This is a genomic window from Polaromonas sp., assembly GCF_030682935.1.
GTDB lineage: Bacteria > Pseudomonadota > Gammaproteobacteria > Burkholderiales > Burkholderiaceae_C > Polaromonas.
Genome location: NZ_JAUXNA010000051.1, coordinates 1 through 13145, shown reverse-complemented (window position 1 = coordinate 13145; position 13145 = coordinate 1). Strand labels below are relative to the sequence as shown.

Genomic DNA, 13145 nt, shown 5'->3' with positions numbered 1-13145 from the left:
GTCTTTGGGCGGTCGGCTATCGGGCGTTCTTCCTGGACACCCTGGACAGTTACCGCATGGCCGTCAAAGATGCCGCGCAGGAGCGAGTCCAGACTGCGGCGCTGGTGGACCTGATATGGGCCATGCACGACCATTTTTCCGGCATCAAACTGCTGCTGAACCGGGGCTTCGATGTGCTGCCCGAGGTGGCGCCGCTGTGCGTCGGCGTGGTGGCCGAGTCGCTGTTCCAGGGGTGGAACGCAGGCCTGCAGGCGTACGTCCGCGTGAGTGAACCAGACCGGCTCTGGCTGCTGAATCGGCTGAGCGACGCAAGAGAACGCTTTGGCCTGCCCGGCACCGTCATCGACTATGTGTCCCCGAAACAGCCCGCCTTGGCGCGGAAGACTGCACAACAGATTGCAGCGCTCGGTTTTGCCCCATGGGTGGCCAATCCCGCTCTCGACGTCCTGCCCACCTGAGTACAAGACCATGAACATCAACCAATACCACGCAGCTTTCACCAAGATGCCGGAATCGGCCTGGCCGTTTGTGCGGATGGCTGCATGGGCGGGGGTGGTGGCCATGACCGTCACTGACGCGACGGCGCAGGAGGTCGCGCAGGGGACGGCTCCCGCTGCGGCGAGTACCGCAGTGTCTGCGCCAGACCCGTCCGCTGAACTGACGGCGGCCCGCGCGGCATGGGAGGCTGGAACCACCGACGTGCGTGTGCCCGAGAGGCTCATCGAACTTCTCAAGGCAAACCGTCAGCCCAGCCAGGCGATCGCTGTCGCCGAGCAGGCCTACCAGCGGCTTGGCGACGCGCGCTGGCTGCTTCTGGCGATGGACACGGCCCTTGGTGCTTCTCTGCCGCAGGAATTGCGGCGCCTGATCGGGATCGCCAAGCGCAACGAGGACAAGTTCGCAGGGGTCGAGTCTTATTGGTTGCTCAATGCCTACGTGGCCAGCGAGGACCGCGACCGGCCTGCGGCGCGCGGCGCGTACAACCGGGCTTTGGTAATCAATCCTTCTTCGGTGGCCACCCGGACGCAGATCCTGTGGTTCGAAATCAACGGCAATGAGATAGAAAGCCTGGGCCGGCACCTGCAGCAATGGCAGCGCGATGCTGAATCTGACCCTGCCTTCTGGACCCCCTACGCCGTGGGGCTGGTGAAGGTGAATCGGCCAGACGAATCAATTCCCTGGTACGAGCGGCAGGTCGCTGCGAAGCCCGATGACATCCTGTGGCAACTCAGCTATGCCTATGTGCTCTCCGAGGCGGGGCGTCCAGCCGAGGCTCAGGGTCTGCGGCGTGGCATCCTGCAGCGCCTGAAAGACAATCCGGGCGTCATTGACAAGCTGTCGACGGCTGATCGCAGGTCGCTGATGCTGGCCCACGCGTCCATGGCGCACGACTTCGAGGGCGCGGCTGCCGGGGATCTCGTGCTGCGGGACATGGTGGCGCGCGGTTACCGCGATGCCGACGTCTACAGCCAGTTGGTTGCTTCCAGCCTTGCGATGGAAGACATCGACGGTGCGTATCAGTGGCTCTTGAAGGCCGAAGCCGAGGGGCATACCCTGCCGGCCTACCAGGTCCTGGCGGTTGCCTTCGGGCGTAACGATCGGGCCATGATGGCGAAGTTGCTGCAGGAGCGCAGCGAGGAACTGTCAGCCGCCGACCGGGTCACCGCACTGCGCCGCGTCGGCCGCCCGGTGGAGGCGTTGGCCCTGGTGGACAGCAGCCTGCCGCAGGCCGGCGAAGAGACCGGCCGGCAGTTGCGCCAGCAGCGCTATGAGATCGTGAGTGAGCAGGCTCGCCGCGTCGAGATCCGTTATGAGAACCGGAACATCAGCGAACTCGATATGGCCCGGACAGAGGTCTCAGGCAGTCAGCCGATGCCGTGGGGTCGGACCACCGTGCGCCTGGCACGCAACTCGCTGCGCTCGGACATCGACTCTCCCAACCTGACCTTCTCCCGCGACGAAAACGACCTTTCCGTGATGGCGGAGCTGATGGCGTCGGGTGACCCGCTCCGGGTGACCCTGGGCACCAACCAGCGGTCCGATGTGTCCTTTACCTATGGCAGTGCTGAGTGGAGTCACAACCTGACGAAAGGTGTCAGGGCCCGCGTGGAAGCCGCCGTCAATGCCCTAACCGAAGAATCGGCCGCCATGCGTGCCGTCGGCAAGAAGGACAAGCTGTCGTTTGGTCTCTCCGGGAACCCGTCACCCATGAGCAATGCGCGCGTGGAATTCGCCAGCCAGCGCTTTCAAACCCGCAAGGGCGATGCCTTGGGCCGCGGGACACACCTTGAAGGCGAGATCGGAGCCATCGTGCTGCAGGGCTCGCCGACCTGGCACGTGCGCTTGTCGGGTAGCGCAGACCGGAACCAGCTCGCTGCAAGTTTGCCACCCGACCTGGTTGGCACAGTGCTGTCTCCTTTCTCGACAGTCGAAAGCTTGATCTCAAAGCGTTTCAGTACCCTTGGTGCAGGTTCGACCCTCCGGATCGGCCAGGCTGACGGTCCGGGTCGCGGCGCGAACGGCTTCGTCGATGTCTGGGTCGGGCGGCAGTGGCCGGCCAATGAACTGGCCTACAGCCTGCGCGTGGCGGCGGCCCTGCCGGTGCGATCGGCGGGCGAGTTCAAGCTCGAGGGGTATTACACGAACGTCCAGAGCAGCGTGACCGGGAGCGGAAAAAGCTCCCGCGGGATCGCCGTGGGTTACCGCCATGAATTTTGAGCACACCAGCCGTCGGCAGGGGCGTGCGCCCGTGATCGTTCCGGAGGGCTCGCGATCATGAAGCCGTTGGCGCCACTGCATGAACGCCACAGGGGCGGCTGGGTCGCGATGCTGTTTCGCTCGGCGCTCGAGGCCCTGTTGACCGATCGCCGGGCAGACCATGATTGTGCTGGAGACGGCGAGCCGGCAGGTCGCTCGGCTGCTCCATCTGCCGTGAAAAGGCGGCCCGTGAGCGGGGCTTATGTTGAAACGTTTCTCTTTGGCTCCGTGGTTCCGATGGTCATGCTGTGGGTTACCGCGCAAGGTCCATGGGCGCCCTATGCACTGCCCATCCTGTACTTGACGCCTCTTCTTCTGGGCCTTCGTTACGGCTTTGCCGCGGGTGCGGCTGGTGCGGTTCTGACGGCAATCTCACTCGTCCTTGTCGCATTGCTCAAGCCCGATGCCGCGTTCGCAGCACCGCGGGCGCAGGCGATCGGGCTGGTGCTTGTCGGCATGGTGGCCGGCCACGCCAGCGAAATTTGGGCCGCACGGATCAGGCGGCTGAGTTCCCTGGCCCGGTATCACCAGATGCGCCTGGAGCAGTTCACGTCGGCCTATCACCTGCTCAAGGTTTCCCATGCCCAGCTTGAGCAGCGGGTGGCCGGTGGCACCCGCAACCTGCGCAATGCGCTGGAGAGGCTCAAGCAGCGCGAGCCCCTGCTCAATGCGCAGGGCGGCGAACCGCTTGGCGGCATTGCCGAGGAGCTGTTGGACATCATGGTAGAGCAGGGCGACCTGTACACCGCGGCCGTGTATGCCCTCAATGAACGGAGTCTGCTGCGATTGCCTGCCTTGGCAAGGGCGGGTGATGCCCCCGACCTTTCGGTGTTTAATCCGTTGCTGCGCGAGACGATGCGTACGGGCATGCTCACCAGTGTGCAAGCGGGTGGCGAGGCAGGGTACGAGCACGTGATTGCGGTGGTGCCGCTGGTTGACTCCAGAGGCTACATTCACGGTGTTGTTGTTATCAATGACATGCCTTTCCTGGCCGTCAATCAGAATACCTTTGGTGTGTTGGGCGTGCTGGGCAAGCACATCGGGGATATCCTTGCGCGCCTGACCCATCCCATTGACGAGACAGACAGCGTCGCCAGCATGCGCGACAGTTTGCAACGTCACCTGGTGGACGCGCGCCAGCACGGAATTCCAAGCGCGTTCCTGGCCTGCCGTATTGCCGATGCTTCGCGGCGCGAATTGCTCGTGACGCATTGCGGACGCAGTGGCCGAGGTCTGGACCAGAGTTGGGTCGCCAAAGACAGGCAGGGCCGCCCCGTGATCTTCAAGCTCCTGCCCCTCATCGACGAAACCGGGGCAACCACGTTCGCGAAGCGCCTGCAGCGGGAAGACGTAGGAGGTCGGTCGGCAAAAAGCGGCATGCTCAACCACCTCTGGATGCTTGACCAGTACCGTCATTCCGACGAGATGCTGGCCGAAGTCTGTCTGGTCTGCGACATCAAGAACCTCGACGCAGTGCCTGCAGTGGAACCCCTTGCGCCAGCCACGGATTTCGTATCATGAGGTTGTCGACCTTCGTCTGCATCATGGCGACCGCGGCCGATGCCGCAGCCGTCGGCTTTGCAGTCGCTACCGACCCGTCCGCGATAGTGCTCGCAGCACTCGTGGTCGTGCACTTGGCCGCATCGCAGCTGTTTTCGCGAGCACTGGTCAAGCTCTTGCCGCTTCACTACCGCCGACAGGCAAGCGAGGCTATGGCCTTCGTCTTTGGCGCCATCGTTTTTGTCCCGGTTCTGGCAATGATCGGCTTTCTTGCAAGCCTCGTGCCTGCACTGTGCCGACAGCGCGCCGTCCCGCCGCCAGCGCGTTGGCTTCACCCGCGCGCAACTCGCCTGCCTACACAGGCGGCAGAACCACGCGGCAAAAACAGCTTTGTCTGGGCCGGAAGCCTGGCGGGAACGCTGCAAAACGCACCCGACGCCAACAAACGCATTGCGGCGCTGATCGCAACCCTGTCGATCAAGGAGCAGGATGCCGTTCCGCTGTGGCGCTGGGCACTGAAAGACCCGGAGGACGAGGTGCGGCTGCTGGCCTACGCCCTGCTCAATCGCAAGGAAAAAGCCATCGAAGCGCGCATTCGCAAGACGCAGGCCGAGCTGGGCGGCGCCCGCGCCGACGACGTCTTTGCGCTGCACACGGCGCTCGCACACGATTTCTGGGAATTGTCGCTGTTGGCGAAGTCGCGCAGCAGCACCCAGCTGTCGCTGTGCGCGCGGGCGCGCGAGCAAGTGGAATCTGCTCTCATGTACGAGGCGGGGAATGGCGGCCTGAGACTGCTTTTGGGGCGCATCCTGTTGGCTGAGCGGCAACTCGATGCCGCAGGCGCAGCTCTGCGGCGTGCGCACGACATGGGTGTCGATGCGCGCCAGATCGAACCGCTGCTGGCTGAAATTGCGTTCATTGAGGGGCGCTATTGCGATGTCAGAGGCCATGTCCAGCGGGCGGGTTCGGGCTGCAGTGCATCGATGTTCGGAGCGGCGGCTGGGTACTGGGAAGGAGCAGGTCATGCAGCCGTCCCCGTCTAGCGCCGATGTCACGCTCCTGCTGGAGGGCTCCTACCCGTTTGTTCGGGGAGGGGTTTCAGCTTGGGTCCATGCGCTCATCGAAGGACTGCCGGACTTCAGCTTTTCTCTCGTCCACCTTGGCGCCGAGAAGACTGCGGACGAGCAAATCCGGTACAAGTTGCCCCCCAATGTGCAAGACCTGCAGTGCCACTACCTCATTGGAGACATGGAGTTGGGCGAGCCCCGGCCGCAGGTCGGCGATGCTGCGTATTTTTTGGCCAGCGAGCGACTGCACACGTGGTTCCGTGAGCCCGAGGGTGAGCCCGATGGCAAATGGCTGGACCAGGTGGTGGTGCAGAAGAACCGTAGCGAAGCGGCTGGCACCAACGACTTTTTCTACAGCAAGGCCGCGTGGAAGCAGATCTGCGACAGCTACGCCAGCAACTGCCCCGACGCCTCGTTTCAGGCCTATTTCTGGTCTGTGCGCAACATGCACACGCCGTTGATGAAGCTCGCTTCCATCGCGCGCAGCGTTCCGCCGACGGGCGTATTCCACGCGGTGACAACAGGTTACGCCGGCTTGCTGGGTGCCATCCTGCACAAGCGCACCGGCCGGCCGCTGATTCTCACGGAACACGGTATCTACACCAAGGAACGCAAGATCGAACTGCAGTCGCGTTTCCTGCGCGATGCACCGGACGGCCTGGTCGAGACGTCCGGCGTGGGCATGGAGTACTACCACGAGACCTGGCTGCGTATGTTCGAGGGTATCGGACGGCTGACCTATCTGGCATCCAATCCGATCATTTCGCTCTATGAACTCAACCGGCAGCGCCAGATCCGCGACGGGGCCGAGGCCACGCGCACCCGTATCATTCCCAACGGGGTTGACATTTCGCGCTTCGAGCCGCTGCGCGCGCGCCATCCTGAACGGACACCCCTGGTCTTGGGCTTGATCGGCCGCATCGTGCCCATCAAGGACATCAAGACGATCATCCGCACCGTGGGCATTCTGGCCCAGCGCCTGCCCGACGTGCAGGGCTGGCTGATTGGTCCAGAGGAGGAAGACCCCACATACGTCGACGAATGCAAGGCGCTGGTGCACAGCCTCGGGTTGCAGGGTCGCATCCGCTTCATGGGCTTCCAGAAGGTTGAAGACATCCTGCCGCAGATGGGCCTGATGGCCCTGACGTCCATCAGCGAGGCATTCCCGCTGGTCATCGTCGAAAGCCTTGCGGCGGGGCTGCCGGTCGTGTCGACTGACGTTGGCGCCTGCCGCGACCTGATTGAAGGCAACGAGCCCGAAGACCGCGCGCTCGGCTCGGCGGGCGCCATCGTACCGATGGTCGATCACGATGCGTTGGCGCATGTTGCCTATGGACTGCTGACCGACCGGACGCGCTGGCTTGCGGCACAGCAGGCCGGCATCACCCGGATCGAGCGCTACTACCAGCAGTCCCGGGTGATTGACGGTTACCGCGCCATCTACAACCAGCGCATGGGGGAACGCTGATGGCTGGCATTGGATTTGAACTGCGACGGCTGCTGCAAAAGGAAACCCTGGGCGCGAAGATGCAGGCTTTCGCGTTCTCCGCGATTATTGGCAGCGGACCGTGGATCCTGTCGATCATTGCCATCCTGGTCATCGGCATGCTCAATACCAGCCGGGAGTCGCCCTCGGCGATGGTGGGCGAGTTTCAGATATCCATCACCTACCTGATGGCGTTCTCGCTCATCCTTTCCAGCTTGCTGCAGCTGGTGTTCACCCGGTTTGTCGCCGACCGCCTGTTCGAGAAGCGCGACACGGTGATCCTGGGCAATGTGATGGGCGCTCTGCTGCTGACCTTTGTCGTCTCGGGCGTCGTGGGCACCTTGGTGGCCACGCTCTGGCTGGAGGGCTCGCTGCTGTACCGCCTTTGTATGGTGGCAGGCTTTGTGATCCTGTGCGGCGTCTGGATAGCGGTCATTTTTGCGTCCGCTATCAAGGCATATCGGAGGATCCTGATGGTGTTCCTGATCGGCTACGGCGTCACCGTCGGGGCGGCCTATGGCTTGCGCGGCTTCGGATTGGAGGGGTTGCTGGTGGGCTTTGTGATCGGACAGGCCACGCTGCTGTTCACGCTGCTGGCGCTGGTGGTGCGCGAGTACCCGGGGGAGCAACTCATTTCTTTCGAATTCCTGCGCCGCGAACAAATCTACCTGAGCCTTGTCTGGACCGGCCTGTTCTACAACGTGGGCGTGTGGGTGGACAAGTTCATCTTCTGGGCCAACCCCGTGACTGGCATGAATGTGCTGGGTCCCCTGCGCGCCGCGCCGGCATACGACCTGTCGATGTTCCTGAGCTACCTGTCGCTGATTCCGGGCATGGCCGTCTTCCTGATCCGCATGGAGACTGACTTTGCCGAAAAATGTGAGCGCTTTTACGCCACCATCAAGTCAGGCGGCACGCTGGCCCAGATCCACGAGGCCCGCAACGAACTCGTCGATTCGCTGTACGGTGGCATGCTGACCGTGATGAAGGTGCAGGGGGCCGTCACGCTGATCCTTTTCATTGCGAGCCGCGACATTCTGGCCTGGCTGGGCATTTCGCTGGTTGATCCGGCCATGTTGAATATCCACCTGGTGGGCGTGGGTCTGCAGTTGTTGTTCCTGTCGATCCTGAACGTTTTCTATTACCTTGACCAGCGGCGGGCTGCGTTCAACGTGTGCCTGGTTTTCATGGTCGCCAACGGACTTCTGTCGTGGGCCACGCTGCATCTTGGCCGGGCTTTTTACGGGTACGGTTTTGCCATCGCCGTGTTGCTGACCTGTGTGGTCGGCATCGCAATACTGGCGCACAAGCTGGATACGCTCGAATATGAAACCTTCATGCTGCAACCGGCCAATGCCTGAAGGAAGACTCTCACTGTACTTGTTGAATATCAACACATTGGCCGCCCAAACGCTTTCCAATTATTCAAGTCACTTTTTTAAGGAGTCATTCATGAAGACACATGCGACGTCCCCAATGCCTTGGTTGCCGCTGGCTAAAGTTGGCATGGCGATCGTGGCCGTGTGCCTGGCTGGCCAGGTGTTGGCGCAGGCCGCGCCCAACGCATCCGCCAATGGCGGCAGTGCAGCCGACCAGGCGCGCCCTGCCACGTCGACGGACGACCACGCCAAGCGCCCGCTTCGCGAGGTCCGGCGGGGCCCTGTGAAGCCGCCGCACTACCCATCAAACCCCCAGCCGCCGGTGCCCACACGGCGGTAATTGCTGGAATCAAGCCAGCGCCTGTTTTGTTCAACCGATTTGTAGCGTGAGGAGTCCACCGTGAAACTACAACTTTTTCATTGGCGTTCGTCCGCCCCCTTCCGGATGGATGTGTTGCCTTGTTGCGCGACGGGGGCTGCCCCAGGCGCTGTAAGCCGGCCGATCCAGCGCTTGTTCTCCAGGTGGGCGTTACTGATTGTTGCCCTTTGGGTGGCCGTTTTGATGGCTGCTTGCGGGGGAGGGGGGGGCACCGCACCCGTTGTCGCTGCACCAGTTGTCGAGGCACCCGTTGTCGCTGCACCAGTTGTCGCCGTTGCCGCGGCGCCAACCGCCAGCAGTGTTGCCATCAGCGGCATGGCGCAGGTTGGCCAACTGCTGACCGGCAACTACACCTATGCCGATGCCAACAACGATTCGCAAGGAACGTCGACCTTCCGCTGGCTGCGCAACGGCGTCGCCATCGCCGGCGCAACGGCCAGGACTTACACGCTGGTTGGCGCCGACCAGGGCAACCTCATCACGTTTGAAGTGACGCCGGTCTCGACCGTCGCACCGACCACCGGTATCCCGGCGGCATCGGCGGCAGTTAATGTTGTGCCCAAGTCGGTCGGCATGAAGCTGTTGGTGATCTCGGCCGAGGGCACAGCGCCAAGCTACCTGGCCACCCTGTCGATCCTTGACCAGATCGGCGTGCCGTATGACAAGATCGTGCTCAAGGGAGCCTCCCCGACCGCACTGCAAATGGTGGCGGGCACCTTGTCCGATGACGCCGGAAACGGGAAGTACCAGGGCATCATCCTGGAGACCGGTGACCTTGCTGCGTATAACGCGCCGACGAACAATTACCCGAGTGCGATGACCGCTGCGCAGTGGGCGATGCTGCGGCAGTACCAATTTGCCTATGGCGTGCGGTCGGCGACGATGTACACGCGTCCTGCATCCACGATCGACGTCAATGGCGCGCCACTGGATCTTACCTACGGTCTTACGCCTGGCACTGCTCGCAGCACCAACGATTACACGATTCCTGCTGACGCCCCTGTTGCCGCCAGCTTCACGACAATCGGGGCCGGCTTGTTCAGCTACCTGAATACCACCAGCCCGGTCATCATCAAGAACGCCTACACCTATCTCTCGACACCAGTGGCAGGGCCTCAAACGGTACCGTTGCTGACGGCCACCGAAAACGGGACTACGTATGCGATTGCCTCGACTTTTACCGGTGCTGGCTGGGAAAACCTCGCCATCTCTGCCGACGGAAACCCGGAACTCACCCACACCCTTTTGCTGGGTTATGGCGTCGTCAATTGGGTGACCAGGGGCGTCTTTCTTGGTGAGCGCAAGATTTACCTGAGCGCGCAGCCGGATGATGTCTTTATTCCGGATGATCTTTGGGATCCTGTCACCAAGACCACCCCAGTGAACAGCCCAACCTTTCGTCACCGCAACGACGCAACCGACTACAACAGCCTGGTGGACTGGCAGACAACCCTGCGGGCCAACACCCAGACCGCAGCATTCAGGCTCGAGTTGCCTTTCAATGGCGTCGGCTACAACACGACGGATTCCGCGTATCTGAATCAGGGTGAATTGACTGACACGCTTTCTGCTGCGGTACAAGCCAAGCCGAATGAATTTCGCTGGATCAACCATACGTGGGATCACAGGTCGCTGGATCCGGAGGGTGGTTTCACACCGACTGTGAGCTCGATGCTGCAGCAATTCCAGTGGAACCACGAAGTGGCGACCAGGCAGCGCAGCGGAAACCCGGACAACGGCGGCCTTAGGGTGACGTTTGGCAACTACAACCAGAACGCCTTCATCCAGCCGGACATCTCCGGCCTGGAGAGCAATGTGTTTTGGGAGGCGGCTCAGGGGTTCGGCTTCCGCTACATCCTGATGGATACGTCCAAGACGTACGATTTCAGGCCGACGCTCGGCCCCATCGCACAAAATACCGGCTTCTACAGCACCCGCGACACGTTCGTTCTGGCCAATCCGCGCATCCTCATCATTCCGCGCTACCCGACCAACCTGTTTTACAACGTGTCGACACCTGACGAATGGGTGTCCGAATACAACTATCTCTATGCGGCATTGCCTCCGTCGCAGGGGGGGGTGGGTTACGTCTCGACTTATCAGCAGATCCTCGACCGGGAATCGGAGGTCCTGGTCCGCTACATGCTCAAGTACAACGCGAATTCGTGGATGTTCCATGCAGCGAACTTGCGCGACTACAACGGCACGGCCACTGGCAACAAATCGCTTCTTTCGGACCTGCTTGATGCGGTGACCAACAAGTACAAAGCCATGTACAGCCTGCCGGTGCTGAGTCCGAGCCAGACCGGGATCGGACAGATCATGGAGGCACGCATGGCCTACAACGCGGCTATCGCAGGCGGTCTGAAGGGCCGCATCGTGTACGGCCCCTCGGTCAGCATCGAGCTCACCAATCCGTCCGGCGTGTCAGTGGATGTGCCGGTGACGGGTGTCAATGTAGGCACCACCACCACCTACGGCGGGCAGACCATTTCCTCAATCACGCTGGCGGCCGGTGCGACGACGACGGCTGCTCTGCCATAAGAGTTGACGCCATCGCGGGCTGACTTAACGGTCGGCCCGCGTTACCAGGTTGAGGGCCAGTAGCAGACGGTTTGCTGCGAGGCACTGGCGTCGGATACCGAGGGCGAAAAGCCGCGCGCCCGGCTCGACTGAAACGCAACCTGGGCGTCGGTGGTGTTGCTGCAGCTGCCCACATAGTCGAGCGTTGCGATCCAGAAGGGGAGACCGCCCGGCATGAGGTTCATTGAAAACCAATTCACCAGTTCCGATTCGACCGATTTGTCGAAAGTTGGCTTGTACACCTCCTCGTGGGCGATCCCGTCGAGCAGGCTCGGGTAGGACACGGTGCCGGAAGCGCCCGTGGCCGTGCCCAGGCGGGTCTTGTCGCTGGTGGCGTTTTGCATCACAAACAGCAGGTTCGGGTACTTGTCACGCAGCTTGGCGATCAGGTCGAGGCCGCCCTGGCTGCACTGCGCGTCGCAGGGACCGTTGGTGGTGTTTGTCCCATGTTCGACGATCTCAAAATTGTCGAAGTAAAAGCCGTCAATGCCCTGGGCCACCAGACGCGGCGCCACGTAGTTGAGGATGAGGTTCTGGTAGTCCGCGTTGCCGACATTCATCCAGACTTCGTTCGCATAGCCGGAGTACGTACCCAGCTGGGCGGCTTTGTTGGCCGAACACGAGAGGAAGCCTGCCGGAACGCTGGACCAGAAGCTGCGGTAGTTTTCGCAGGAGCCGAGGTTGAAATAGCTCAGTACCTTGTTCTGGCCGCCGTTTTGAAGCGTCTTGATCTGGGCCGGGGTGAAGTTGCCCATGTCCGGATCTGCATCGATGTCAAAAATGCGGTAAGTGGCCGCCAACTTGGCAAGGTCCACTTGGCTGGCGTTGCCATAGAAAGACACCCACGGACCCGCCACTGGGAAACCCCGGCCGGTGCCCGCCGCGCTGGAGGTCGTGGTCGTGGATTCGCTGGCGGTGTTCGAGGGGCTGCTGGTACTTCCAGGGGGCGTGGCTACGGTACTGAGAACGATGGTTCCAGGCGCAGTGGCAGTCGTCATTTCGGCACCTCCGCCCCCGCATGCAGGCATGGCGATCGCAAATCCCACGGTCATCGCTATCTGGCCGATGTGTTTAGTAAATCTGCCCGCCAGTTTATGACGGGCTGCAAAGTTGGAAAAATTGAAAAGTTTCATCGGCGCGAGTCTCGGGCCTTCCCCGTGCGGCTCCGTAAGGGGATGTAGCAAGATCGACAAGATGTAGAACCCAATCCATTGCATCTGGTGAGCAAACCCGAGGGGGCTGTGGTGGTGCGGCACACGGCCGCGACGTATGGTGGATCCTGCCGCCTGGAAGGGATAAACAATGTTTAGTAGCCCTCTGTACCTGAGCAGTCGTAGTCTACAAAGTTTAACTTTTATGTGTAGATGCAACATTAAGGATGGTCTGAATATCTCACTGCAGCCCGTGGTAGCGGGTTACTTCATTTCACGCTGCGCGTTTGCGGTCTGAACAGCCGCACGTTTTGGTGGTTTTTAGCGTTGTGGGACGGACCAAAGGCAATACGGCGAGTCGGTTGTTTGCGGGATTTCCGCATTTAAAGTGGATGTACACCCTGAGGCAGAATAGTTGTCGCCTGACAAGAAACCAAAGTATTGATGACGGCGTTCAGGCGGTAGCGCCCGTCGGAGTGATGACGAAACCGAGGGCTGTGGCGCGGCGCTTGAGTGCAGCGACGCTGCGCTGGCGCTGCTGTTCCTCGTATTGCTGCTGACCCTGGTCAACGAAGTCTTTGCCGCGCGTGAGCATGAAGTAGACCATTCGGGCGAGCTTGTGGGCGGTGGCCGTGTTGGCGCTGGGCTTGTCCATGCGGGTGCACAGGCGACGGTAGAAAGCACCCAATGCCGAACCGTTGCGCGACAAGCAGGGCAGAAATCAATGGTTGGGCCTGCTGAATTTTCTTTGAGAATTTTCTCCCATGTGGCCTTAGGCAGTGCTATGATTGGCGGCTTCGCTGACGAAGTTGCTTTCCAAAGAAGCAGCTTTCGACGCAAGAG

Annotated in this window: 9 protein-coding genes and 1 pseudogene; 8 read left to right on the top strand and 2 right to left on the bottom strand. The window is 61.6% G+C overall.

The genetic code is table 11. The features are described from left to right. From Q8K05_RS01820 to Q8K05_RS01785, 8 genes are all read left to right on the top strand, one after another. On the top strand, positions 1-458 hold a 458-nt coding region (locus Q8K05_RS01820), incomplete at its 5' end, for an endo alpha-1,4 polygalactosaminidase (protein ID WP_305244837.1). A 10-nt stretch (positions 459-468) separates the two neighbouring features. Then, entirely contained in the window at positions 469-2718 is a 2250-nt protein-coding gene (locus tag Q8K05_RS01815) for a tetratricopeptide repeat protein (RefSeq protein ID WP_305244836.1), read from the top strand. A 57-nt stretch (positions 2719-2775) separates the two neighbouring features. Further along, a complete protein-coding gene (locus tag Q8K05_RS01810; protein WP_305244835.1) occupies positions 2776-4278 on the top strand; it encodes a PelD GGDEF domain-containing protein in 1503 nt (500 codons plus the stop codon). Then, positions 4275-5300 carry a hypothetical protein gene (locus Q8K05_RS01805; RefSeq protein WP_305244834.1) on the top strand — a complete coding sequence of 342 codons (1026 nt, stop codon included), beginning with the start codon at positions 4275-4277 and terminating at the stop codon, positions 5298-5300. The genes Q8K05_RS01810 and Q8K05_RS01805 overlap by 4 nt, the downstream gene beginning before the upstream one ends. After that, positions 5281-6792: a GT4 family glycosyltransferase PelF gene (gene pelF / locus Q8K05_RS01800; RefSeq protein WP_305244833.1), complete on the top strand. Its 1512-nt coding sequence runs from the start codon at positions 5281-5283 to the stop codon at positions 6790-6792. Before Q8K05_RS01805 ends, pelF begins: the two co-directional genes overlap by 20 nt. Next, the gene (pelG, locus tag Q8K05_RS01795; RefSeq protein ID WP_305244832.1) at positions 6792-8171 is read left to right on the top strand and encodes an exopolysaccharide Pel transporter PelG; all 1380 of its coding nucleotides are present in this window, start codon (positions 6792-6794) and stop codon (positions 8169-8171) included. Before pelF ends, pelG begins: the two co-directional genes overlap by 1 nt. Positions 8172-8262: 91 nt before the next feature. Continuing rightward, positions 8263-8529, top strand: coding sequence for a hypothetical protein (locus Q8K05_RS01790; protein WP_305244831.1), 267 nt, complete (start codon positions 8263-8265; stop codon positions 8527-8529). 60 nt (positions 8530-8589) lie between these two features. After that, complete coding sequence (locus Q8K05_RS01785) at positions 8590-11112, top strand: hypothetical protein (RefSeq protein WP_305244830.1); 2523 nt, start codon at positions 8590-8592, stop codon at positions 11110-11112. A 41-nt stretch (positions 11113-11153) separates the two neighbouring features. On the opposite strand, the gene Q8K05_RS01780 is transcribed toward Q8K05_RS01785, so the two are convergent. Both Q8K05_RS01780 and Q8K05_RS01775 read right to left on the bottom strand, forming a co-directional pair. After that, the gene (locus Q8K05_RS01780) at positions 11154-12149 is read right to left on the bottom strand and encodes an endo alpha-1,4 polygalactosaminidase (protein WP_305244829.1); all 996 of its coding nucleotides are present in this window, start codon (positions 12147-12149) and stop codon (positions 11154-11156) included. A gap of 607 nt (positions 12150-12756) precedes the next feature. After that, positions 12757-13011, bottom strand: a pseudogene (locus Q8K05_RS01775) (IS110 family transposase); the annotation flags it as partial. Between the last annotated feature and the right edge of the window lie 134 nt (positions 13012-13145).